General features: G+C 55.2%; 21 protein-coding genes, 1 tRNA gene and 2 pseudogenes. 5 read left to right on the top strand and 19 right to left on the bottom strand.

Translation table 11 applies throughout. The features are described from left to right. The first annotated feature begins 185 nt into the window (after window positions 1-185). From JY500_RS12640 to JY500_RS22430, 5 genes and pseudogenes are all read left to right on the top strand, one after another. A complete protein-coding gene (locus tag JY500_RS12640) occupies window positions 186-1,970 on the top strand; it encodes a Mu transposase C-terminal domain-containing protein (RefSeq protein WP_206252857.1) in 1,785 nt (594 codons plus the stop codon). Next, entirely contained in the window at window positions 1,963-2,976 is a 1,014-nt protein-coding gene (locus JY500_RS12645; protein ID WP_206252864.1) for a TniB family NTP-binding protein, read from the top strand. Before JY500_RS12640 ends, JY500_RS12645 begins: the two co-directional genes overlap by 8 nt. After that, window positions 2,976-3,356: pseudogene (locus JY500_RS22425) on the top strand (TniQ family protein); the annotation flags it as partial. The gene JY500_RS12645 and the pseudogene JY500_RS22425, both read left to right, overlap by 1 nt. Before the next feature lie 144 nt (window positions 3,357-3,500). After that, the gene (locus tag JY500_RS12650; RefSeq protein WP_246479616.1) at window positions 3,501-5,150 is read left to right on the top strand and encodes a hypothetical protein; all 1,650 of its coding nucleotides are present in this window, start codon (window positions 3,501-3,503) and stop codon (window positions 5,148-5,150) included. Between the two features lie 93 nt (window positions 5,151-5,243). After that, window positions 5,244-5,523: pseudogene (locus tag JY500_RS22430) on the top strand (IS3 family transposase); the annotation flags it as partial. A gap of 372 nt (window positions 5,524-5,895) precedes the next feature. Here JY500_RS22430 and JY500_RS12655 read toward each other — a convergent pair. The 19 genes from JY500_RS12655 to glmM all read right to left on the bottom strand — a co-directional run bounded on the left by JY500_RS12655 (window position 5,896) and on the right by glmM (window position 23,273). Beyond that, window positions 5,896-6,444: an NUDIX domain-containing protein gene (locus tag JY500_RS12655; protein WP_206252874.1), complete on the bottom strand. Its 549-nt coding sequence runs from the start codon at window positions 6,442-6,444 to the stop codon at window positions 5,896-5,898. A gap of 15 nt (window positions 6,445-6,459) precedes the next feature. Further along, entirely contained in the window at window positions 6,460-6,759 is a 300-nt protein-coding gene (locus JY500_RS12660) for a DUF2818 family protein (RefSeq protein ID WP_206252876.1), read from the bottom strand. 16 nt (window positions 6,760-6,775) lie between these two features. Beyond that, complete coding sequence (nuoN, locus tag JY500_RS12665; RefSeq protein ID WP_206252882.1) at window positions 6,776-8,263, bottom strand: NADH-quinone oxidoreductase subunit NuoN; 1,488 nt, start codon at window positions 8,261-8,263, stop codon at window positions 6,776-6,778. A gap of 31 nt (window positions 8,264-8,294) precedes the next feature. Continuing rightward, window positions 8,295-9,776 carry an NADH-quinone oxidoreductase subunit M gene (locus tag JY500_RS12670; protein ID WP_172199056.1) on the bottom strand — a complete coding sequence of 494 codons (1,482 nt, stop codon included), beginning with the start codon at window positions 9,774-9,776 and terminating at the stop codon, window positions 8,295-8,297. Window positions 9,777-9,845: 69 nt separating this feature from the next. Beyond that, window positions 9,846-11,858 carry an NADH-quinone oxidoreductase subunit L gene (nuoL, locus tag JY500_RS12675; protein ID WP_206252888.1) on the bottom strand — a complete coding sequence of 671 codons (2,013 nt, stop codon included), beginning with the start codon at window positions 11,856-11,858 and terminating at the stop codon, window positions 9,846-9,848. 11 nt (window positions 11,859-11,869) lie between these two features. Continuing rightward, a complete protein-coding gene (gene nuoK / locus JY500_RS12680) occupies window positions 11,870-12,175 on the bottom strand; it encodes an NADH-quinone oxidoreductase subunit NuoK (RefSeq protein ID WP_172199050.1) in 306 nt (101 codons plus the stop codon). A 32-nt stretch (window positions 12,176-12,207) separates the two neighbouring features. Next, window positions 12,208-12,813 carry an NADH-quinone oxidoreductase subunit J gene (locus JY500_RS12685; RefSeq protein ID WP_206252890.1) on the bottom strand — a complete coding sequence of 202 codons (606 nt, stop codon included), beginning with the start codon at window positions 12,811-12,813 and terminating at the stop codon, window positions 12,208-12,210. Between the two features lie 29 nt (window positions 12,814-12,842). Continuing rightward, a complete protein-coding gene (gene nuoI, locus JY500_RS12690) occupies window positions 12,843-13,331 on the bottom strand; it encodes an NADH-quinone oxidoreductase subunit NuoI (protein WP_172199044.1) in 489 nt (162 codons plus the stop codon). A gap of 6 nt (window positions 13,332-13,337) precedes the next feature. Beyond that, entirely contained in the window at window positions 13,338-14,387 is a 1,050-nt protein-coding gene (gene nuoH / locus JY500_RS12695) for an NADH-quinone oxidoreductase subunit NuoH (RefSeq protein ID WP_172199041.1), read from the bottom strand. Further along, window positions 14,387-16,708, bottom strand: a complete 2,322-nt coding sequence (gene nuoG, locus JY500_RS12700; RefSeq protein WP_206252892.1) for an NADH-quinone oxidoreductase subunit NuoG — start codon at window positions 16,706-16,708, stop codon at window positions 14,387-14,389. The genes nuoH and nuoG overlap by 1 nt, the downstream gene beginning before the upstream one ends. A gap of 2 nt (window positions 16,709-16,710) precedes the next feature. Beyond that, window positions 16,711-18,021, bottom strand: coding sequence for an NADH-quinone oxidoreductase subunit NuoF (nuoF, locus tag JY500_RS12705; protein ID WP_206252893.1), 1,311 nt, complete (start codon window positions 18,019-18,021; stop codon window positions 16,711-16,713). Next, entirely contained in the window at window positions 18,018-18,494 is a 477-nt protein-coding gene (nuoE, locus tag JY500_RS12710) for an NADH-quinone oxidoreductase subunit NuoE (RefSeq protein WP_206252895.1), read from the bottom strand. Before nuoE ends, nuoF begins: the two co-directional genes overlap by 4 nt. A gap of 36 nt (window positions 18,495-18,530) precedes the next feature. Then, complete coding sequence (locus JY500_RS12715; protein WP_206252896.1) at window positions 18,531-19,784, bottom strand: NADH-quinone oxidoreductase subunit D; 1,254 nt, start codon at window positions 19,782-19,784, stop codon at window positions 18,531-18,533. Beyond that, window positions 19,777-20,382 (bottom strand): NADH-quinone oxidoreductase subunit C, encoded by a 606-nt coding sequence (locus tag JY500_RS12720; RefSeq protein ID WP_172199026.1) that lies wholly within the window; start codon window positions 20,380-20,382, stop codon window positions 19,777-19,779. The genes JY500_RS12715 and JY500_RS12720 overlap by 8 nt, the downstream gene beginning before the upstream one ends. 14 nt (window positions 20,383-20,396) lie before the next feature. Continuing rightward, entirely contained in the window at window positions 20,397-20,873 is a 477-nt protein-coding gene (locus JY500_RS12725) for a NuoB/complex I 20 kDa subunit family protein (RefSeq protein WP_172199023.1), read from the bottom strand. A gap of 39 nt (window positions 20,874-20,912) precedes the next feature. Beyond that, complete coding sequence (gene ndhC / locus JY500_RS12730; RefSeq protein WP_172199020.1) at window positions 20,913-21,287, bottom strand: NADH-quinone oxidoreductase subunit A; 375 nt, start codon at window positions 21,285-21,287, stop codon at window positions 20,913-20,915. A gap of 64 nt (window positions 21,288-21,351) precedes the next feature. Continuing rightward, window positions 21,352-21,436: transfer RNA gene (locus JY500_RS12735), tRNA-Leu, on the bottom strand. 56 nt (window positions 21,437-21,492) lie between these two features. Continuing rightward, complete coding sequence (secG, locus tag JY500_RS12740; RefSeq protein WP_172200742.1) at window positions 21,493-21,846, bottom strand: preprotein translocase subunit SecG; 354 nt, start codon at window positions 21,844-21,846, stop codon at window positions 21,493-21,495. A gap of 71 nt (window positions 21,847-21,917) precedes the next feature. Next, the gene (glmM, locus tag JY500_RS12745) at window positions 21,918-23,273 is read right to left on the bottom strand and encodes a phosphoglucosamine mutase (RefSeq protein WP_172199018.1); all 1,356 of its coding nucleotides are present in this window, start codon (window positions 23,271-23,273) and stop codon (window positions 21,918-21,920) included. Window positions 23,274-23,298 lie beyond the last annotated feature (25 nt).

Genomic DNA, 23,298 nt, shown 5'->3' on the forward strand with positions numbered 1-23,298 from the left:
GTCTCCGAATCGGACTGGCAGGTCGAAGATGACCGCACGAAACGAATCATTGAGTACAGTGATTCCCAACTGAGAGGGTTGTATGTAGCCGGCCAACTCACTTTCGTCGGGAGACTCAGACCCTCAACCGGACAACCAGAAAAAACCTATTTAACACCCCGAACGAGGCTCTGGATGCGGCCAAGGTGCGCCGACTCTACGTCAAATCCGTTGTCGATCTTCCCAATACGAAAGAGGCCTACACCCCCGCAATTATAAAGACTTGGGAAGCATTGCAAGCACCAAAAGCACCTCCCCATTGGACAACCGTTTTCCGCTGGAAGAATCGCTACTTAAATTCTGGCGACGACATACTTGCCCTGGTAGACAACACGAAAAACAAGGGAAACAGAACCAGTCGGTATCCTGTAGAAGTCGTCGAGCTAGTCGATAAAGCTATCGAGAATCGTTACTTGCAACTTGAGCGCCATACGATCCAAGAGACACTGGACTACGCAACCACGCTGGTAGCCACGGAAAACCGATTGCGTCCGCAGTCGGCTCAACTTCCCCTTCCTACCCGCCGACTCATCACTTCCCGAACAGAGGCCATTCCGGCATTCGATCGCTATGCTGCTCGCCATGGCCGCAGTGCGGCAGTAAAGCGTTTTAGGTCGTTATTGAGACATCGCATTACATCTACTCCCCTAGAGCGCGCCGAAATTGATCACACGCCTCTGGACCTCATGGTCATTGACGATGAAAGCGGCCTGCCGCTTGGACGCCCTTACATTACAGCCTGCATCGACGACCACACTCGTTGCCTGCTCGGGCTATATATTAGCTTTGAACCCCCGAGCCATTTCACGGTGTCGCGCTGCTTAATTCATGCCTTCATGCCCAAGACAGAATTAAAAGAAAAGTACCCGGCGATTCGGAACCAGTGGCAGGCTCATGGAGTAATGCGCGAACTAGTCGTCGACAATGGTCCAGAGTTTCATAGCACCAGCCTGGAGAATGCCTGTTACTCCCTGGGCATTGAAATTCACTACTCTGCCCGAAAGACTCCGTGGTTTAAGGGTAAGGTCGAACGCTTTCTAGGCACCCTCAACCGTTCAATCGCACACGGAACACCTGGCAGCACATTCAGCAACATTTTTGACAAGGAAGACTACAGCCCCGATAAATTCGCGGTTGTTAGATATGACACGCTAAAAGAGATCGCCAACACTTGGGTGACAGATGTCTATCACCAGAAGGTGCACCGTTCTCTAGGCGTGCCGCCGGATGTTATGTGGGCCAGAAGCATTAGGCCGGAGGACATTCTGATTCCAGACGACCCAACCCATTTGGGTTTCATCCTTGGCCGCAGTGAAAAACGCGTCCTCTCCCACAAGGGAATCGAAGTCTATGGGCTGCACTACAACTCCCCAGAGTTGACAGCACTTCGGCGCAAGTTGGGAGACAAGCTAGACGTAGAGGTACGAATAGACACCTCCAACTTAGGCCACATCGTTGTCCTCTCCCCAAAAACACAAGAGCCCATCAAGGCTCCGGCTCTGCAATTTGAATACGCCAATGGCCTCTCAGAGTGGCAGCACAGAGTTTGCAAACAGTTTGCCGCCCGAGAGATGAAGAACTACAGCCCTAGAGGCTGGCTCGAAGCCAAAGAACGAATTCGGGAGCTTATCGATAGAGATTTCATGCACAGGAAGCAGCGCACTCGCGCAAAGATTGCCCGATATAGAAACAATGACGCTTCAGTGGAGGCTTCCGGCTCGCTACTGTCTAATGATGCTAACGCAAATGGCTCGGATTTTGCAAATCCATCACCGATGGCCCCGGATGCGGCAATACCCTTGACAAGTTTCGACATAGCCGAGGACAAGCCGGCGCCACGTTCACGTCGTATTACACCACTATTCCGTGAACGCACACATTCCGAGATCGCCGCCGAACAATCTGACCGCGTGAATACGAATCATGACTAATCCGAGATTCATCGTCGAAAACACTTTGATTCCACACCACGCTTTTGAAGAGGCCACCCGCCGCCTTGAGCAATGCTTTGCCTACTCGGAAAACGCAAGTGAACCGACTTGTATCGCTCTAGTCGGCGAGTCACGAACCGGCAAGAGCCGCGCACTGGAGGAGTGCAACGATAGGCACTCGAGCTCGCGCGATGATTTCGGCCTAAACATGCCAATCCTGCGCGTAAAGACTCCATCTAAACCTACTGTAAAGAGTTTGGCCGAACTCATGCTGAGGGCCATGAAGGATCCAATCTTTGATCAGGGAACGGAGAACGCCAAGACAAGTCGGCTGCAGACCTTGATGCGTAATTGCGGGACCCGAATGGTAATGATCGACGAGTTCCAGCACTTTGTTGACAAGGGGTCTCATAAGGTGATGCACCATGTGGCCGACTGGCTGAAGATCCTAGTCGACGACAGCCGCATCGCGCTTGTCGTCGCCGGCCTACCCACTTGCCAAGCGGTGCTAGAGCAGAATGAACAACTCGATGGTCGATTCCTTTCTCCAGTCTATCTGCCTCGATTTGACTGGCTTCGTCATGATCATCGCGAGGAATTCATCGCAATTCTGGGCGCTTTCCATGACTCGCTAAGCCGCCACTTCGATCTACCGATTCTGGATGGCGAAGAAATGGCATTCCGCTGCTATTGCGGTACTGGCGGCCTGATGGGATATCTGTCTAAGTTCCTTCGGCAGATGGTCTGGAATGCATTGGATGCCAAAAAGAACTCTATTAGCCTTCAGGATCTAGCTCAAGCACATGATGAGGCTGTTTGGGCTAAATCCGGGCCACGTGGAATTCCAAACCCCTTCACCAAGGCGTTTTCCCACGCACCTACGGAGGATATAGTTGCCCGCGTTCAAAGGATGGGAGTGCCCAAGGAGCCACAACCAAGTACTAGAACCAGGCCACCCGAAAGAAACGAAGGGTTCACTGTTCGGCAGATCTTGAGCGCAACCTAATGTTGGTCCGCACTCCCAAGCCAGCCGACACGGAGAGCTTCCTGGGCTATTTGCTTCGTGTATCAGAATCCAACGGATACGACACGCCTTGGCGTATTTTGAAGTTAGCGGGAATATGCCAATCAGAAATGACCAAGGTAAGCTTTCCCGTCAGCAAAGTTTGCAAAATTCTGGGGGTGAGCGCCGAATCTCTTAGTCATATTTCCTATAGGCATCCAGGCCACTATCCCGATGAATACAAAATACTCGGGCACGGACTAGGTTCGAGCATTAACCAACCTATTCTCCGGCTTGCTACTCCTGCCTTATGCCCTGAATGTGTCAGAGCAAACGGCTACATTGACGCATTCTATGATCTTAAGCTGGCGGTTGCCTGCCCGGTACATAAGCGAGCCGTCATTACAAATTGTCCGACATGCGGGGAAATTCTAAGGTTCTTTCGTCCTGGCCTATTAACTTGTAGATGTGGCGCCTCGCTGGAAGATGCTGCGCCCGTGCCGGTCCCCGCCGCCGTAACTGATTTGATGAAAGTTATCGCAGCAAAGTTACATTCCGGCCCCCTCGACCAGGCTTCCGTTATTCGCCAGTTGCCAATAGAAAGTCTGATGGCTATGCCTCTGCGTGCGTTGATAACAAAATTGCCAACCTTGTTACACCTCCACGGAACAAGCACATGCGAGCGCCCAATCGACGTGGTCGAACTTCTCGCAGAAGCTCTCTCTGACTGGCCCAAGGGATTGCACAGGTTTCTGGCCAAGGCTGAGGAGTTACATCGCGACGACCCTATGTCGCATCTGATTCGTTCAAAACAGCTTTCCGCCTCCTTCTTCAGAAAGGAGATCCGTGAAAGCTTCGCCTGGCTGCAACAGGAACTCACTCAACATAGCCAGCACTCGCGTGGCAAGAGCATCCATTCACGCAGAAAGCTCCATGCGGAAGCACAGCGGCGCTTCCATTTGAGTGAAGAACTCGAGAGCGCCGATGTTGGCCTGCGCGCGGAGCCCCTATCGCATGCAACGCCCAATCACAAACTCCAAAAACGGGATGCAGCTGCTTATCTCGGTCTACCAGTGAGCGTCTTAGCAGCGCTTCAAGCTACGAGTCACTTTGCACAAAAGTATCGCACCGGTCCAAAGAGTGGATATCAACTGGCCGAATTAGATCTATTTTATTCACGATTGCTTAAATCATCTCCACGCATACACCCGTCTAGAGTGGGAACAACGGCTACGGTCAGCATGAGCCACGCCTTGGGCAAATACCGTATGCACGATTCAAAGCAGAAGGCCGCGCTTGTCATGGCCTATCTTTCGGGCAGCCTTGCCTCTATCGGCAGGGTAGGCAACTCGACGAATGACATCCTTTTTAGAATTCGGGATGTATCCGCTTTTGTAGCGTCAAGTCGCACGCATGCAGCGGGCGGAACACTGACTCAGCAACAGGCAGCTCAAACCCTCGGGTGCGATCTGCAAGCCATACCAATTCTGGTATCAAACGGCTATCTAACTGCACGCTCCGCAAGAGAAGGAACGCGCATTACTCGAGCATCATTCGAGGGTTTTCTACAGAAATACATCCCCCTTTCGAAGATTGCAAAAGAGAATGCGACCAACTCACGTCGGCTAAAGTCGCTCTGCTCCAAAGCGGGAATTCCCATGCTTTTGACGCCAAGGCCGACTGGGAGCGAGGTGCCGTTCATACAGCGTTCAAGCCTAGAACTGTTGCTTGTTACAGCCACCCTTTATCCGAATAGAAAACAGGCGCAATTAGTTGCGTCTCACACTCGCCATTCAGTAGTCGCTATCCTCAAGAGCTATTTGAGTGAGCTGACGAACCGTAAGGAACCGCTTCCAGTCCGCGCGGGGAGGCCTAATAAAGTGGCGATCGCCAGAACTTGTGGTTTCAGCCGGAACGTGCTTTACGACAACAACGAAGCACTCGAGCTCCTCGATAACTTCGTCGCCCAAGCGTCCATGCCAAGCACACCATTAGTTGCACTGCAGCGCTACCTGGAGGAGCTGCAGACGCGTCGAGAACAACTCCCTCTCCGTGCCGGAAAACCAAACAAACTTGCGATCGCCCGAGCCTGCGGATTCAATCGGAACGTGCTCTACGTCAACGCTGAAGTAGTTTCCCTTCTCAACACGTTTTCGTCCCAACAATCTACTCTTTGATTCAGTATCAGACGCCGCTTTGCACGGCTATAAGACAATGTCCGAATCGCCCCGGTCTTTTGGTGAGGCTCCAACTCTTGAGAAGTCGGAGCCATGAAGAATTCCCCGAAGTTTTACCCTGAGGTTGTGTGCGAGCGCGCAGCAGTATGGATTGTGTAAGAGCACCGAGGGGAGACCCCATCGAGGTGGGCATCTATCGAGTCCATCTCTAGAAAGATTGGTTGCGCGCCACAGATGCTGCAGGCGTGGGTCCACCAGTACGAGGTCGACACAGGTGTGCGCGATGGCGTTAAGACTGTCGAGGCAGTGCGCCTGGCAGGCCAACCTCGAGGTCTATGGGGCAGAACGGGCTTGGCGCGAACCCAATCGCGAATCGGCTGAAGCGTCCGCAAGGGTACGTCCCTCATACGGAGGTCGAAGCCGATGAGCGTCGTCAACGCGCTGTTAGGCCGCGACGTCTGACTAAAACCAAATGGCGTCCTAATAATCTGGGGCGATTCAGCCCTTGAAGAAACCTGCGTCTTATGCATCAACAACGGAGTGGAATTGCAGCTTATGCGTAGTTTCTCTTGCAAGTTATCCCGTGCCGCGACGCTGCAAGCCTATGATTATATTAGCCTACAGAACGCACCTTATGCGTTAACGGACAAAAGGCCACCTGATTTCAGGTGGCCTTTTTTTATTCGAGCAGAAGTCAGAAGCGAGTCTCGACCTCTGGCTTCGGCGGACCGGCCCCTATTGGTCTCTAGCGCAATACCTTGGCCGCCCAGAACAGACAGGCGATGGTCTTTCCATCGGTGATACGTCCGTCGAGCACGGCCGCTTCCGCATCTTCCAGGCTGATTTCAAACACTTCGACGTACTCGCCATGATCCAGTGCTGTGCCCTGCTGCGTCAGCTCTTTGGCAAGAAAGATCTCGATCCGTTCGTCGGAGTAGCCAACGCAGGGATGAACTGTCCCAAGATGCGTCCAATCCCGCGCTTCGAAACCCGTCTCTTCGCGAAGTTCTCGCCGCGCGCAAACCTCGATCGACTCATTCGGGTCAATCTTTCCTGCAGGCATCTCCCAGCAGATTCGTCCAAGCGGATAGCGGAACTGGCGCTCCATCAACAGCTTTCCCGACTCGGCCACTGCGATGATCACCGTCGCGCCAGGATGACGAATGTATTCCCTATTCCATTCACCCGACTCGGTTTGCCGTCCGACCTTGTCTCGCCATACCTTGAGCAAGCCTCCATCGAAGACCTGCTCCGAGGAGATCGTATATTCAACAAACGGATCGGGGGTCGGCATGCTAAGACGGCTGGTTCAATGTTTACGCCAGAGATAGCGATAGACAAAACCGGGAAATGCGAAGACGGCAAACAGCGCCACCGTGACGACGTAGAACTCCCACCCTTGTGAATAGGCGGTACCGTGAGAATGGCTCTCCAGGGCCAACGCGAGTCCGCCAACCACCAAATAGCCCGCTGCGACCTCTGCGAGACAGATCGCAAAGGGCTTCGAGCAGGTTGGGAAGAGGCAGAACACGCGGTCGGAGACGAAGGGAAGGTTCGCCAGCAGCAGGCTCGCGGCAACGAGCACCAAGGCGCCGACGGTGCCCGTCATCTCCGACACAACCCGATTAATGCAGCAGCGTAAATGCGCAAATCTGCATCAGCCAGTTCGGCAGCAGGCCAACGATCGCGATCGACAGCGCGTTGGCCGACAACAGGGTGCGCATCCCAAGCGTCGCAACGATCGGCGACTGATCCGTCGCGTCGTCGAAGTACATAACCTTCACCACGCGAAGGTAGTAGAACGCACCAACCACCGACATCATCACGGCAATAACCGCCAGCCAGTAATAGTGCGGTTGGTTGGAAATGTTGCCTGCAGCGATAACGGCTTGAAGGACCGACAACTTCGCGAAGAACCCGACGAAGAACGGGATACCGGCCATCGAGAACATCACGATCAACATCATGCCCGCGAACCAAGGACTGCGCTGATTCAGGCCTTTGAAATCGTCGACGTTCTCCGCTTCGAATCCCGCTCGCGACAGCAAGATCACCATGCCGAACGAGGCCAGCGTCATCATCACATACGCGACCGCGTAGAACATGGCAGAGCTGTAGGCGTTAACCGCGTAAGTTCCGCCTTCGCCCTTCACAACACCGGACAACAATCCCAGCAGCATGAAACCCATGTGCGAAATGCCCGAGAACGCCAGCATCCGCTTGATGTTCGTTTGCGCAACGGCTGCAAGGTTGCCCAGAATGATCGATGCCATGGCGAGCAGCATCAACATGCTCTGCCAGTGCTCGGCGAGATCAAACAGACCCAGAACCAGAACGCGAAATGCCATTGCAAACGCCGCAAGCTTCGGCGCCGACGACACCAGAAGCGTCACAGCAGTCGGTGCGCCGTGATACACGTCGGGAACCCACATATGGAACGGCACCACGCCGAGCTTGAACGCAATACCGACCAGTACGAACACCAAACCGAACACGACCACGAGATCATTCGCCGAACGCTCGTAGATACGCTGAGCGATTTCATGGATCTCAAGCGTACCGGTCGCGCCATACAGCATTGACATGCCATACAGCAGCAGGCCACTCGCCAAGGCGCCGAGCACAAAGTACTTCATGCCCGCTTCCGTTGAGCGCGGATTGTCGCGGTCGATCGCGACCAAGCCGTAAAGCGACAGCGACATGAGCTCCAGGCCCATGTACATGCTGACGAAATGGCTCGCGGAGATCAGCACCATCATGCCCAGGGTTGCAAACAGCACCATCAGGTAGTACTCGGGGCTGTCGATCTTGCGGTCGGCCATGTACGCACGGCCGTACTGCAACACGATGGCGACCGACAAGCACACGAGAATCTTCAGGAAACTCCCGAAGAGATCCGACATGTACATACCGCTAAAGGTCAGCGAGCGCTGTACATCACCCGAGAAGAGCGTCAAAAGCAAGGCGCCCAAGAGCGCAAGCTCACATAGCCAGAACGCAGCCGAGCGGGCGCGCGTCGTCGCAAAGGAGGTCACCATCAGAATGACCAAAGACATTCCGGCGACAAAGAGTTCCGGCGCTGCAAGCCGGAAATCCGGCATCACGAAATCCATCATCTGATCCTGGATGCTTTCTGGTTATCCGTTAGAGCTTGCTCACAGCGATGTGCTGAAGCAGACCATTCACGCTGGCGTGCATAACTTCGGTAACTGGCTGCGGATAGACACCCATGACCAATACACAGGCCGCCAGCACGGCCAGGAAGAAGAACTCGCGCCGATTGATATCGGTCAGGGCCTTGACGTGCTCGTTTGCGACCTCGCCGAAGACCACACGCTTGTACATCCAGAGCGTGTAGGCAGCGCCGAGTATCAGCGTCGTCGCCGCAATGAACGCTACCCAGAAATTGAACTTCACTGCGCCGAGCACCACCATGAATTCGCCAACAAAGCCCGATGTCGCAGGAAGTCCTGCATTTGCCATTGCGAAGAGCAGGAAGAACGCCGCGAATTTCGGCATCGTATTCACAACGCCACCGTAATCTGCGATCTGGCGACTATGAACACGGTCGTAGAGAACGCCGATACAGAGGAACATCGCGCCGGACACGAAACCGTGCGAGATCATCTGAACCAACGCGCCCTCGATCGCGACGGCGTTGAACATGAAAAACCCAAGTGTCACGAACCCCATGTGCGAAATCGAAGAGTAGGCAACCAGCTTCTTCATGTCCGCCTGCACCAGCGCAACAAACCCAATGTATACGACAGCAATCAGCGAGAGGGTCAGGATCAACGGGGCGTATTGGTGCGCCGCGTCCGGAACGATAGGCAGTGAAAACCGCAGGAAGCCATATGCACCAAGCTTCAAGGCGATGGCCGCAAGCACGACCGAACCGCCAGTAGGAGCCTCAACGTGAGCGTCTGGCAACCAAGTATGCACCGGCCACATTGGCACCTTCACAGCAAACGATGCGAGGAATGCAAAGAAGATCAACGACTGCGCCGTCATGCCGATCTTCAGGTTGTGCCACGCAAGAATATCGAAACTACCGCCCGCCTCCATGAACAACCAGAGAATGGCGACCAGCATCAGCAACGAGCCAAGAAGCGTATAGAGGAAGAACTTGATTGCCGCATATACGCGGTTCGGACCACCCCAGATACCGATGATCAGATAGAGAGGGATCAGGCTCGCTTCAAAGAACACGTAAAACAGGATGCCGTCCAACGACGAGAAGATCCCGTTCAGCAACCCGGACATGATAAGAAAGCCGGCGTTGTACTGAGCCACCTTTCTATCGATCACCTCCCACCCGGCGATCACTACGATAATCGTAATAAAGCTGTTCAGCAGTACGAACGGCATCGAAATGCCATCCACGCCGAGATAGTACTCAATCGAGAAACGCGTCACCCACGGAGCGCGTTCGACAAACTGCATCGAGGCAGTCGTTGTGTCAAAGCCGGCGTAAAGCGGGAGGGTTACAAAGAAACCTGCGAGCGCAGTCACCAGCGCAATAAGTCTTGCGACCGGCGCATTCCGGTCTGATCCCGCCGTTAGCGCCAACAGGCCACCAACGATAGGCACCCAGATCGCAAGGCTTAGATAAGGTACACCCGTCATCTCTTGTTATCCGTTGTTCACGCCTCGAGGCGTGTTTTCAAATCGCTCTGTCAAGCCCACGCGCTGGTCTCAGCCGCGGCTACCCCAGAAAGTCAGAAGCACGACGACGCCGATGATGATTACAAACGCGTACTGGTAAATGTGTCCCGTCTGCAACAGCCTGGTCAGCCGAGCGACAGCACCAACGGCGCTCGCAGTTCCATTGACCATGACGCCATCGATAAGCATCTGATCTCCGCCCTTCCAGAGCCCACGTCCGAGGAGACGAGCACCGCCGGCAAAAACTATCTCGTTAAAGCGATCAAAGTAATACTTGTTCTCGAGCAGGCGATAGACGGGCGCGAAGGTCTTCGCGAACCATGCTGGAATCTCCGGCTTGAAGAGATAGAACAGAGCAGCCATCGCAACGCCAGACATCGCTAGCACGAAGGGCAAAGACATGAAACCGTGCTGAGCCATCGCCGAGGCACCGTGGAACTCTTCAGCCAAGTGACCGAGCACGTCATTTGCCTCGTTAACCACAACCGCGGAACCGAACCAGCCCTTGAAGAGCATCGGTTCAATGGCCACAAAACCGATCACCACCGACGGAATTGCAAGCAGAACGAGCGGCACCCAAACGACCCAAGGCGACTCGTGAGGCTCAAGCGGACCATGGTGGCCGTGATCATCGTCATGATGCGCATCGTCGGATCCATGCGAATCGTGAGAGCCGCCGAAGCGCTCCTTGCCATGGAAAACGAGGAAATACATCCGGAATGAGTAGAACGCCGTCACGAAGACGCCAGCAATCACGCAGAAATATGCGTAACCCGCGCCAGGAATATGGCTGAGTGCCACCGCCTCAATAATGGCGTCTTTCGAGAAGAACCCCGCAAAGAACGGGAAACCAATCAGCGCCAACGAACCCACAAGCGAAGTAACCCAAGTGATCGGCATCCGCTTCCAAAGACCGCCCATGTTGCGGATGTCTTGATCGTGATGCATGCCAATGATTACGGAGCCTGCAGCAAGGAAGAGCAATGCCTTGAAGAACGCGTGCGTCATCAGGTGAAACACTGCAGCGGAATACGCCGACACGCCGAGAGCAACCGTCATGTATCCCAACTGCGACAAGGTCGAGTATGCAACGACACGCTTGATATCGTTCTGGATGATGCCGAGGAACCCCATGAACAGGGCCGTGGTTGCACCGATAACCAGTACGAAGGCGCGGGCACTCTCCGACACTTCGAAGAGTGGCGACATGCGCGTAACCATGAAAATGCCCGCGGTCACCATCGTCGCCGCGTGGATAAGCGCCGAAATTGGGGTCGGGCCCTCCATCGAGTCGGGCAGCCAAACGTGCAGCGGCACCTGTGCGGATTTACCCATCGCACCGATGAATAGACAGATACAAATCACCGACATCAACAGCCAGGAGCTGCCGGGCAAAAGCTCGACGGTCTGCGGAGCCAACGCCGGAATCTTTGCAAACACTTCTGCGTAATTCAGCGAGCCCGTATAGGCGGCGATTAAACCGATACCAAGCAAAAAGCCGAAGTCGCCGACGCGATTGACCAAGAACGCCTTCAAATTGGCATAAATGGCGGTCGGCTTCGTGTACCAAAAGCCGATCAACAGATACGAGACGAGACCGACCGCCTCCCAACCGAAGAATAGCTGAACGAAGTTATTGCTCATGACAAGCATGAGCATCGAGAACGTGAACAGCGAAATGTAGCTAAAGAAGCGCTGATAACCAGGATCATCGTGCATGTAGCCAATGGTGTAGACGTGCACCATCAGCGACACGAAGGTCACGACCAGCATCATCATGACCGTGAGCTTGTCGATCAGGAAACCCACTTCGAACCGAAGATCACCTGCCGTTGCCCACGTGTAAAGGGCGCCGTCAAAGACATTGCCAGCCTGAACGTCCTGGAAAATCAAAAGAGAGGCAACAAAGGCAACCGCTACGCCAAGAATCGTCACCACGTGCGAAGCCGTCCGACCAATGGCTCGACCGAAGAGTCCAGCCAAAACTGCACCCACAAGCGGCGCTAACGGCACGAGTAAGTAGAGCTTTTGCATGTCCGTCATTGTTGTAGGCCTCAACCCTTCAGACTGTCGAGGTCGTCGACATGAATCGTGCGCATGTTACGGAACATCGCCACCAGAATAGCCAGACCGATCGCCGCCTCGGCAGCAGCAACCGTCAGGATGAAGAATACGAATAGCTGGCCCGAACGGTCGCCAAGGAACGACGAGAACGCGATGAAGTTCATATTCACAGCGAGCAGCATCAATTCGATCGACATCAGCAAAATGATCAGATTCTTCCGATTAAGAAAAATCCCGACAACGCTGATCGCAAACAGGACCGCGCTTAGCGTAAGGACATGGGACAGCGAGAGCATTGTTTCCCCTGGGCCGAATCTATCTTGCCGTATTAATCGTTTGTGTCAGCCGGCATCGACACGATGCGGATGCGGTCTTCGCGCTTCACGGCGATCTGCTTGGCTGGATCAATTGCCTTGTTACCCGGCCGGCTGCGCAGCGTCAAAGAAATCGCCGCAATCATTGCCACGAGCAGAATGAATGACGCGAGCTCGAACGGATACACAAAATCAGTGAACATCAACCATGCAAGAGACTTGGTGTTGCTGTACGGACCGGCAGCTTCAGCGGGCATCGGCATCGCATCGACACCAAACCACTTTCCGCCGACGACCACCGCCATCTCAACCACCAACACAGCCGCAATCACCAAACCCAACGGCAGATAACTCCAGAAACCCTGCCGTATGCGTTCGAGGTTGATGTCGAGCATCATCACAACGAACAAGAAGAGCACCATTACGGCGCCGACATAAACGAGCACCAATGCAATGGCAAGGAACTCTGCGCGCAAAACCATCCAGATCCCTGCGGCATTGAAAAACGCTAGGACTAGATAGAGTGCTGCATGTACCGGATTGCGAGAGGTAATGACGCGTAGCCCGGCCACGACCATTACCGCTGCAAACATGTAGAAGAGAAAAGTCGAAAATTCCATAAGTCAGCTTCCCGAGAACTCGACAAGAGTTAACGGTACTTGGCCTCCTCTGCGCGATCCTTGGCAATCTGCGACTCATAACGATCGCCGACAGCAAGCAGCATCTGCTTCGTGTAGTAGAGATCGCCGCGCTTCTCGCCGTGATAGTCGAACACACGAGTCTCCACAATCGCATCGACCGGGCACGCTTCTTCGCAAAATCCGCAGAAGATACATTTGGTCAAATCGATATCGTAACGTGTCGTCCGACGCGTACCGTCGTCCCGTTGGTCCGACTCGATGGTGATCGCCATAGCCGGGCAAACCGCCTCGCAAAGCTTACAGGCGATGCACCGCTCCTCCCCGTTCGGATAGCGCCGCAAGGCGTGTAGGCCACGGAAGCGCGCGCTCTGAGGCGTACGCTCTTCCGGATACTGGATCGTGATTTTCCGAAGAAAGAAGTGGCGTCCGGTGACGGACAGGCCCTTCACCAACTCTTTCAAGAGCAGGCTGACAAACAATTCCTTAACGGCGCCCATCGCCAGTTACCTCCAGATCGACCAAGGCGACATCATCCAGATCCCGACAACAAGGATCCATGCGAGCGTAAGCGGAATGAAAACCTTCCAGCCCAGACGCATGATCTGGTCATAGCGGAACCGTGGAAATGTGGCCCGAAACCAGAGGAACAGGAAAAGGACAAAACCGATCTTCAACACCAGCCACGGGAAACCATCCGGGATGAACCCGACCGGCGACAACCACCCACCCAGGAAGAAGACCGACGTCAAAGCCGACACCAAAATCATGTTCGCGTATTCAGCCAGGAAGAACAGCGCGAATGCCATGCCCGAATACTCGACCATATGGCCAGCGACAATTTCCGACTCACCCTCGACGACGTCGAATGGTGCGCGATTCGTCTCCGCGATACCCGAAATCAGATAGACCACGAAGAGAGGAAGCAACGGCAACCAGTTCCAGCTGAGGAAGCCCAAGCCATGACTGGCAAAAACACCTTTGCTCTGACCGATCACGATCTCGGACAGGTTGAGCGAACCAGCCACCATGAGAACCCCGACCAAGGAGAATCCCATTGCGAGTTCATAGGAAACCATCTGAGCGGTTGCGCGTATCCCTCCGAGGAACGCGTATTTCGAATTGGACGCCCAGCCGGCGATGATCACCCCGTACACCCCAACCGACGTGATGGACATCAGGTAGAGCATTCCCGCGTCGATGTTGGCCAAAACCAGATTCGGCGCAAAAGGCACCACAGCCCACGCAGCAAGGGCCGGCGCCATAACCATCATCGGACCGATCACAAACAGCGCCTTACTCGCGCTGCTCGGAACGATGATTTCCTTAAACATCAGCTTCAACGCGTCGGCAATTGGCTGTAGCCAACCTTTTGGCCCCACCCGGTTCGGCCCGATCCGAACCTGCATGTAGCCAATCACCTTCCGCTCAGCAAACGTCAGATAGGCGACACTGAGGATCAATGGCAGAACGATCGCCACGATCTTGACCAAAGTCCAAACGACCGGCCAAAGCGGCCCAAAAAGTGCGGCAACGGGTTGCAGCAGCGCTTCCATCAGGCACGCTCCACGGTGAGTTCGCCAAACATAGCGCCCAAGGCAACAGTTTCGGGGCGAGCCGCTGCGACACGCACACAGTCATCTGCGACAGCATCATCCCTTTTCGCGGAAATAACGATCGCGCCAGACCTAGACGACACTTTTACCGAACTACCGTCAGCGACACCAAGCTTAGCCAACGTCGCTGCAGACATCCGGGCGACAGGCGCTGCAGCATCACGTGTGCGCTGCAATGAAGGTGCGCGCCGAACAAGCACGTCAGCGGAATAGATCGGAACATCCGACACACGTTGCAACCCAGACGCTGATGAAACGTTTACATCCGGAGTTCCAACCAATTCATTTGTCAAAGGTGGCGCCATACGCAAAGCGTCATCGCGAACAGCCTCAGAGCTCTCGTACTCAAAACCGTCAAGACCCAGCGCTCCACCCAAAACACGCAGAACCTTCCAGCCCGGTCGAGTCTCACCAAGAGGTTTGACCGCGGCGTTGAAGCTCTGGACCGCGCCCTCGCAGTTCACAAAGGTGCCGGAGGTTTCCGAGAATGGCGCAAGCGGCAACATGAGATCTGCCACATCCTCAACTGCGGATCGGAACGCCGTGAGGGCAATCACCGTCTCAGCACCACTAAGCGCAGCAGTAGCGAGCGCGCCGTTCGCAAAATCGAGCGCCGGCTCGACCCCGACCAAGACTACAGCCTTGAGCGGATCTGCAAGCATCGTTCCAACATTGTGCTTGGTGCTCAACGAGCCAGTCTGATAACCGCCGACGGTATTCGTTGCCTCACCGAGGAATCCCAACTTGGCACCACATAGTCTTTCGATTTCAACACCGATCGCCCAGATGGCGCCGAACGCGGGATGCTGGACAACCGCATTGCCGAGGAAGAGTGCCGCCCGCTCTCCACCGCACAAGCTTTTTGCGATGGCAACCGCATCAAACGGCAGGCTCGAATCAACCTTGGCCATGACCGACTCGCCAAGCGTCGTGCCCTTCTTACGTGCGATAGCGGCGGCAACATTTGCCAATGCGCCGACCATCGCGTCTGGAGCGACGATCGCCGCATGCGCGAGTTTGAACAGTGGGTCATCGATCGCCGATGCAATAACCGATACCTCGGCTCCGCGCTTTGCCGCCTGCCGCAAACGTTGGGTAAGCAGCGGATGATCCTTGCGAAGCGCGCTACCAATCACCAGCACGCGGTCCAGTTGCGAAACATCCCGCATGGGCATGCCGAGCCATGGCGCTCCGCTCCGAACGCCATCCGCCGAAAAATCCGACTGCCGAAGGCGGAAATCCACCTTCTCCGAACCCATCGCACGAACAAGTCGTTGGGTCAGGAACATTTCCTCAAGCGTCGAGTGAGGCGAAACAAACGCGCCAAATGCCGCCGCGCCATGCTCGGCGACAACGCCCTGGATGGCTTTGGTGGCGTAGTTCAGCGCGTCTTGCCATGAAATCTCGATCCACTTCCCGCCCTGCTTAACCATGGGCTTCGTCAAGCGGTCTTCAGCGTTCAGGCCCTCGTACGAAAAGCGGTCTTTGTCTGACAGCCAGCATTCGTTGATGGCTTCGTTTTCGAGCGGGAGAACCCGCATCACACGGTCGTGCTTCACTTGCACAACGAGATTCGCGCCTAGCGAATCGTGCGGACTCACCGAACGACGACGCGACATCTCCCACGTTCTCGCGGAAAAGCGGAACGGCTTGGAGGTCAATGCGCCCACGGGGCAAAGGTCGATCGAGTTGCCGGACAATTCTGAGTCAACGGTGCGATCGACAAACGCCATGATCTCAGAGCGTTCGCCACGATTGGCAACACCAAGTTCCATGATCCCGGCAATCTCTTGACCGAAACGCACACAACGCGTGCAGTGAATGCAGCGTGTCATGTCAGTCGAAATCAGCGGCCCTAGATTCTTGTTTACGACGACACGCTTCTCTTCTTGATATCGGGAAGTGTTACCGCCATAGCCGACAGCGAGATCCTGAAGCTGACATTCGCCGCCTTGATCGCAGATCGGACAATCCAGCGGGTGATTGATCAACAGAAACTCCATCACGCCCTTCTGAGCCTTGACGGCCTTATCAGAATGGGTCGTGACTTTCATGCCGTTCGTTACTGGCGTCGCGCAGGCGGGAAGAGGCTTTGGCGCCTTTTCAACGTCAACCAGACACATGCGGCAATTCGCCGCAATCGACAGTTTCTTGTGATAACAAAAATGCGGGATGTAAGTACCAACTTTATTGGCAGCATCCATTACGGTGCTGCCGTCAGCCACTTCAACCTTTTTGCCGTCGATTTCGATCTCTAGCATGTTCAGCCTACGTAGATCTTGCTGCCTTCACGCTGAACCTCAACAGGCACCAGACAGCGCTTGTTGTCAACGTGATACTGGAACTCGCTACGGAAATGCTTGATGAAACTCTTGACCGGCATAGCAGCCGCATCACCTAGCGCGCAAATAGTCCGACCCATGATGTTGTCGGAAACGCTGTCGAGCAAATCGATATCTTCTTGCCGACCTTGACCGTGTTCAATTCGATGAATGACGCGGTAAAGCCATCCGGTTCCTTCCCGGCACGGCGTGCATTGGCCACACGACTCTTCGTGATAGAAGTACGACAAGCGCTCCAGCGCCTTGACCATGCAGGTGCTTTCGTCCATCACGATAACCGCGCCGGATCCAAGCATGGAGCCCGCTTTCGCAATACAGTCGTAATCCATCGTCGAGTCCATCATGATGGATGCCGGCAGCACCGGTGCTGACGAGCCACCGGGAATCACAGCCTTAAGCCTACGACCGCCGCGCATACCCCCCGCCATCTCCAACAATTCCGGGAATGGGGTACCGAGCGGAACTTCATAGTTGCCAGGACGATTTACATGTCCGGAAACCGAAAACAACTTGGTCCCACCGTTGTTTGGCTTCCCCAATGCCAGGAACGCCTCGCCGCCGTTATTAATGATGTACGGAATCGACGCAAAGGTCTCGGTGTTGTTAATCGTCGTCGGCTTGCCATAGAGCCCGAAGCTTGCAGGAAACGGCGGCTTGAATCGCGGCTGTCCTTTCTTGCCTTCGATTGACTCAAGCAATGCGGTCTCTTCTCCGCAGATGTACGCGCCGTATCCATGATGCGCAAACAAGTCAAAAGAAAACGACGATCCAAGAATATTCTTGCCGAGGAATCCGGCCTCACGAGCTTCGGCAAGAGCCGCCTCGAAACGCTCGTAGATCTCGAATATCTCACCGTGGATGTAGTTATATCCGCGTTCGCAGCCCATCGCGAACCCGGCAATGATCATGCCCTCGATGACCATATGCGGGTTATAGCGTAGAAGATCGCGGTCTTTGAACGTACCAGGTTCGCCTTCGTCCGAATTGCAGCAAACATACTTCGCACCAGGAAACTGGCGCGGCATGAAACTCCACTTCAGCCCCGTCGGGAAACCGGCTCCGCCACGCCCCCGAAGCGCGGACTTCTTGACCTCAGCGATGACCACATCTGGAGTGATGCCATCGCTGATGATCTTTTTTAATGCTGCATAGCCCCCGCGCTTGAGATAGTGCGAAAGGCTCCAAGTGTTGTCGCCATCGAGACCGGCGAGGAGAAACGCCTTTTCACTCATTTGCGTAGCTCGCTGATGAGTTGATCCATCTGCGTCTCGGTCATACGGCAGCACATCCGATGGTTATTCACAAGCAAAACGGGCGCGTCGCCACAAGCCCCCATGCATTCACCCTCTTTCAGGGTGAACTGGCCATCCGGCGTCGTCTGATTGAATTCGATCCCAAGCTTGTGCTTGAGATACTCACCCGCATCGGCGCCACCAGAAAGCGCACACGGCAAATTGGTGCAGACCGTCAGTTTGTGCTTGCCGACCGGCTGAAGGTCATACATGTTGTAGAAACTGGCAACTTCGTACGCGGCCATCGCTGGCATGCAAAGATAGGCGGCCACGTACTCGATCGTTTCAGCGGCGAGCCAGCCTTTTTCCTGCTGGGCGATGCGCAACGCAGCGATTACCGCCGACTGTTTCTGGTCCGCGGGATACTTGGCGACTTCTTGGTCGATCTTGCCTAATGATTCCGAGTTCAACATGACTCGTTCATCTCTCTTCTGAACGTCGGACTGCAGTTAACGGTCGATCTCGCCGAACACGATATCCATCGTGCCAATAATCGCGACAACGTCCGCAATCATGTGGCCACGGGCAATAGCATCCATCGCGGCCAAATGCGCGAATCCCGGCGCGCGAAGCTTCACACGGTAAGGCTTGTTTGCACCGTCGGAAATCGCATACACCCCAAACTCCCCCTTTGGATGTTCAACAGCGGCATACGCTTCGCCTTCTGGAACATGCATCCCTTCGGTGAACAGTTTGAAGTGGTGAATCAACTCCTCCATGTTCTCCTTCATGGCCGAACGAGAGGGAGGTGCAACTTTATGGTTATCGCAAATCACCGGACCCGGATTCTTGCGCAACCAGTCAATACATTGCCGAATAATTCGGTTGGACTGCCGCATCTCTTCCATGCGAACGAGGTAGCGATCGTAGCAGTCGCCATTCACACCGACCGGAATGTCGAAATCAACACGGTCGTAAACCTCGTAAGGCTGCTTTTTGCGCAAATCCCATTCGACGCCCGACCCACGCAGCATTGCCCCGGTGAACCCATGAGCCAGCGCTTCTTCCGGCGACACCACGCCGATCCCGACAGTACGTTGCTTCCAGATGCGATTATCCGTCAGCAGCGTCTCATACTCGTCGACATAACCAGGGAAACGACGCGTGAAGTCATCCAGAAAGTCGAGTAAAGATCCTTGTCTGGCTTCGTTCAACTGCGCGACCGTTGCCGAATTGCGGTACTTCGACACCTCGTATTTGGGCATCTGGTCCGGCAAATCACGATAAACGCCGCCGGGCCTGTAGTACGCCGCGTGCATACGAGCGCCCGATACCGCCTCGTAGGCGTCCATCAGATCTTCGCGTTCGCGGAATGTATAGAGAACCATCGTCATCGCACCAATATCCAGCGCGTGCGTGCCGATGTTCAGGAGGTGATTCAGGATGCGCGTAATCTCATCGAACATCACTCGGATGTATTGAGCGCGAAGCGGCACTTCCAAGCCGAGCAATCGTTCAATGGACATGCAATAAGCATGTTCATTGCACATCATCGAGACATAGTCCAGCCGATCCATGTACGGAACAGACTGGATCCAGGTGCGCGTCTCAGCGAGCTTCTCGGTGCCGCGGTGAAGCAACCCGATATGCGGATCGGCGCGCTCTACAACCTCGCCATCCAGCTCGAGAACCAGACGCAAAACGCCGTGAGCGGCGGGGTGCTGCGGCCCGAAATTGATTGTGTAATTACGAATCTCAGCCATGCCCAACCTGCCCGTAGGTTTCTTCGCGAACGATTCGTGGCGTTACTTCACGCGGTTCAATAGTGACGGGTTGATAGACCACTCGCCCCTGTTCCGCGTCGTAGCGCATTTCGACAAAGCCAGAAATCGGGAAATCCTTGCGGAATGGATGTCCGACGAAACCGTAGTCAGTCAGGATTCGACGCAGATCAGGATGCCCCTCAAACATCAGGCCAAACAGATCGAACGCTTCACGCTCAAACCAGTTCGCACTTGGCCAAACGCCAACTACTGACGCTACCACTGGGAATTCGGCAGATTCCGCAAACACCCGCAGACGCAAACGCCAGTTATTCCGCACCGACAGCAAATGAGAGACGCCGGCAAACCGTGCCACAGACGACGAACGCGTCGAGTGCGTTGAGTAATCAACGCCGCACAAATCGATCAGCTGTTCAAACCCAAGACTTGGGTCATCTCTCAACGCAAACGCCACAGCAAGGTAGTCCTTCGCGGAAACCTCAATGGTGACCTCTCCGCGATCGCAGACGATTGTCTGGATCCGCGGACCGAGGACAGCATGTAGCGCCTCTTGCAGTTTTTCGAGCTTTGCACTCATGAGGGCTCTTTGCCTTATCGAGCGATCGTGTTGGTTCTCTTGATCTTGTTCTGCAACTGGATGATCCCGTACAGAAGCGCCTCAGCGGTCGGAGGACAGCCAGGAACGTAAACGTCCACCGGCACAATACGATCACATCCCCGGACAACCGAATAGGAATAGTGGTAGTAGCCGCCACCGTTGGCACACGACCCCATCGAAATCACCCAACGCGGCTCGGCCATCTGGTCATAGACTTTGCGAAGGGCTGGCGCCATCTTGTTGCAGAGCGTTCCAGCAACGATCATGACATCAGACTGACGAGGGCTCGGTCGGAATACAACCCCAAAACGATCAAGGTCGTAACGCGAGCACCCCGCGTGGATCATTTCGACGGCACAACACGCAAGACCGAAGGTCATTGGCCACAGCGAGCCCGTTCGCGTCCAATTCAGAACGCTATCCAAGGTCGTGGTAACAAAACCCTCGCGGAATACACCTTCAACACTCATTGCGTCCCCCAACGCCTCGCCCCAACGCGAAACGTACGGTTATTCCCAGTCCAGCGCGCCGCGCTTGCGCACGTAGATATAGCCAACAATCAAGACACCCAGAAACACAAGCATCTCGAAGAAGCCAAATAGACGAATCGACTCGTTGCCCGCAATTTCCTTGAGAATTGATGCCCAAGGAATCAGAAAGGCAACCTCGATATCAAAGAGGATGAAAAGAATTGCAATCAGGTAATAACGCACATCAAATTTGATGCGCGCATCCTCGAACGCCTCAAAGCCACACTCATAGGGAGAGAGCTTTTCTGGCTCGGGATTGTGGCGCCCAAGAATGCGCCCAGCGAGCAGCATCACGCCGCCTACCGCAATACCGACAAGGATGAAAATCAATACCGGGAAATAGTTCTCGAGCATGATCGTAGAGTCGGGAATTGCATCAGATGGAGAAACGCCCGCTTACGCGGGCGTTTCGAATTATTGGTGCCGACGGTGAGACTCGAACTCACACGGCTTGCGCCACCACCCCCTCAAGATGGCGTGTCTACCAATTTCACCACGTCGGCACGCTTACAACAGAAAAGAATTATATATAAACAATTCAGCCTTGCCAAGAATTTCTTTACTTCGGAATCTCTTGGGCCGCACCCGGGGCACTCGCAGGTTTCTCGGCCGTTGCCGGCTGCGATTGCACTGCTGGCGCGCCCTCCATGACACTCTTTGCGGGGCCAGCGCGATGGCTTGCCAAGTAGGTCAGCGCCAAACTCGTGACGAAGAAGACCGTAGCCAAGACCGCGGTCGTTCGGCTCAGAAAATTCGCCGAACCCGACGCACCAAAAAGACTGCCAGATGCGCCACCGCCAAATGACGCACCCATGTCCGCGCCTTTGCCGTGCTGCACCAACACCAAGCCGATCACTGCAACGCCCACGAGAACGTGAACCGTCAGGACAAGGCCGAAGAATATTCCGCTCACGCGATACCCCAGTTTAATTACTACAAAACCCGGCAGTGTAGTCCAGCCTCGCGCCAGGCACAAGCCACGCCCTACTCCAACGCTTGGCGAACCGTCTCGGCAAGCCGTTGGGCGACCGCTTCAACCTGCGTGGGATCTTCGCCCTCAACCATTACGCGAAGCAGCGGTTCGGTGCCGGACGCGCGAAGCAAGACGCGGCCGCGGTCACCCAGTTCCAGCTCTGCCGCGGTTACCGCATCCTGAATGCTCCGATCGGATTTCCAGTCGAAACCGCCGGCGGTGCGAACGTTCACAAGCCGCTGAGGAAAGAACTTGAGCGCACCACAGGCGTCGGCAAGGGTCTCACCCGCATCGCGCAACGCTGCAAGGACCTGCAAGGCGGCAACAATACCGTCGCCGGTGGAGTGGCGGTCCAGGCAGATGATATGGCCCGAATTCTCGCCACCTAACTTCCATCCGCGCTGCTCAAGCAACTCAAGCACATAGCGGTCACCAACCTTGGCGCGCACGAATTCAACGCCTAGCGCCTCGATCGCGCGCTGAAATCCAAGGTTGCTCATCAACGTACCAACGACGCCGGGCAGTCGGCCCTGAGCCTTCTGCATGCGCGCGATTACATAGATCAACATATCGCCGTCATAGATGCGACCGGCGCGGTCCACCATCATGAGGCGATCGCCATCGCCATCAAGCGAGATACCGATATCGGCGCCTTGCGCCAAGGTAAAAGCGCGGATCGCCTCAGGGACGGTGGCACCTACCTGATCGTTGATGTTGAAGCCATTAGGCTCCTTGCCGATCGCAACGACCTCTGCACCGAGTTCATGAAATACACGTGGCGCAATGTGATATGCGGCGCCATGAGCACAATCCACTGCAATCTTCAGACCACGCAGATCAAGGTCATTCGGAAACGTGCTCTTGCAGAATTCGATATACCTGCCGGCAGCATCATCGATACGGCGCGCACGCCCCATGGATGCGGAATCCGCACAACCAATGGGCTGATCGAGCCGCTCCTCAATGGCGGTCTCTGTCGCGTCCGGAAGTTTTGCGCCGCGAGCCGAAAAGAACTTAATACCGTTGTCGTAATAAGGGTTGTGAGAGGCGGAAATCACGACCCCTGCATCAAGACGAAGCGCCCGCGTCAAATACGCGACCCCAGGGGTAGGAATCGGTCCAGCCAACACCACGTCAACACCAGCCGCAGCGAAGCCGGCCTCCAAAGCGGCCTCAAGCATATAGCCGGAGACGCGAGTATCCTTGCCAATCAGCACCGTTGGCCGCTCATGCCCGCGTGTCCCCTGCTGTTCGGCACACAGTGTTCGACCCGCCGCGTACCCCAGTCGCATCACAAAGTCAGGCGTGATCGGAGCATTGCCTACACGTCCCCGCACTCCATCCGTGCCGAAATACTTGCGCGCCATTGCAGTCTCCGTAGTGTTTCGCAGG

Origin of the sequence: Niveibacterium microcysteis (genome assembly GCF_017161445.1) — a bacterium.
In the GTDB taxonomy this organism is placed as follows: Bacteria; Pseudomonadota; Gammaproteobacteria; order Burkholderiales; family Rhodocyclaceae; genus Niveibacterium; species Niveibacterium microcysteis.

Coding starts and splice junctions, on each gene's coding strand:
- JY500_RS12645 (WP_206252864.1), top strand. CDS start 1,963: ATGACTAATCCGAGATTCATCGTCGAAAACACTTTGATTCCACACCAC.
- JY500_RS12650 (WP_246479616.1), top strand. CDS start 3,501: ATGAAAGTTATCGCAGCAAAGTTACATTCCGGCCCCCTCGACCAGGCT.
- JY500_RS12655 (WP_206252874.1), bottom strand. CDS start 6,444: ATGCCGACCCCCGATCCGTTTGTTGAATATACGATCTCCTCGGAGCAG.
- JY500_RS12660 (WP_206252876.1), bottom strand. CDS start 6,759: ATGACGGGCACCGTCGGCGCCTTGGTGCTCGTTGCCGCGAGCCTGCTG.
- nuoN (WP_206252882.1), bottom strand. CDS start 8,263: ATGGATTTCGTGATGCCGGATTTCCGGCTTGCAGCGCCGGAACTCTTT.
- JY500_RS12670 (WP_172199056.1), bottom strand. CDS start 9,776: ATGACGGGTGTACCTTATCTAAGCCTTGCGATCTGGGTGCCTATCGTT.
- nuoL (WP_206252888.1), bottom strand. CDS start 11,858: ATGACGGACATGCAAAAGCTCTACTTACTCGTGCCGTTAGCGCCGCTT.
- nuoK (WP_172199050.1), bottom strand. CDS start 12,175: ATGCTCTCGCTGTCCCATGTCCTTACGCTAAGCGCGGTCCTGTTTGCG.
- JY500_RS12685 (WP_206252890.1), bottom strand. CDS start 12,813: ATGGAATTTTCGACTTTTCTCTTCTACATGTTTGCAGCGGTAATGGTC.
- nuoI (WP_172199044.1), bottom strand. CDS start 13,331: ATGGGCGCCGTTAAGGAATTGTTTGTCAGCCTGCTCTTGAAAGAGTTG.
- nuoH (WP_172199041.1), bottom strand. CDS start 14,387: ATGGAAGCGCTGCTGCAACCCGTTGCCGCACTTTTTGGGCCGCTTTGG.
- nuoG (WP_206252892.1), bottom strand. CDS start 16,708: ATGCTAGAGATCGAAATCGACGGCAAAAAGGTTGAAGTGGCTGACGGC.
- nuoF (WP_206252893.1), bottom strand. CDS start 18,021: ATGAGTGAAAAGGCGTTTCTCCTCGCCGGTCTCGATGGCGACAACACT.
- nuoE (WP_206252895.1), bottom strand. CDS start 18,494: ATGTTGAACTCGGAATCATTAGGCAAGATCGACCAAGAAGTCGCCAAG.
- JY500_RS12715 (WP_206252896.1), bottom strand. CDS start 19,784: ATGGCTGAGATTCGTAATTACACAATCAATTTCGGGCCGCAGCACCCC.
- JY500_RS12720 (WP_172199026.1), bottom strand. CDS start 20,382: ATGAGTGCAAAGCTCGAAAAACTGCAAGAGGCGCTACATGCTGTCCTC.
- JY500_RS12725 (WP_172199023.1), bottom strand. CDS start 20,873: ATGAGTGTTGAAGGTGTATTCCGCGAGGGTTTTGTTACCACGACCTTG.
- ndhC (WP_172199020.1), bottom strand. CDS start 21,287: ATGCTCGAGAACTATTTCCCGGTATTGATTTTCATCCTTGTCGGTATT.
- glmM (WP_172199018.1), bottom strand. CDS start 23,273: ATGGCGCGCAAGTATTTCGGCACGGATGGAGTGCGGGGACGTGTAGGC.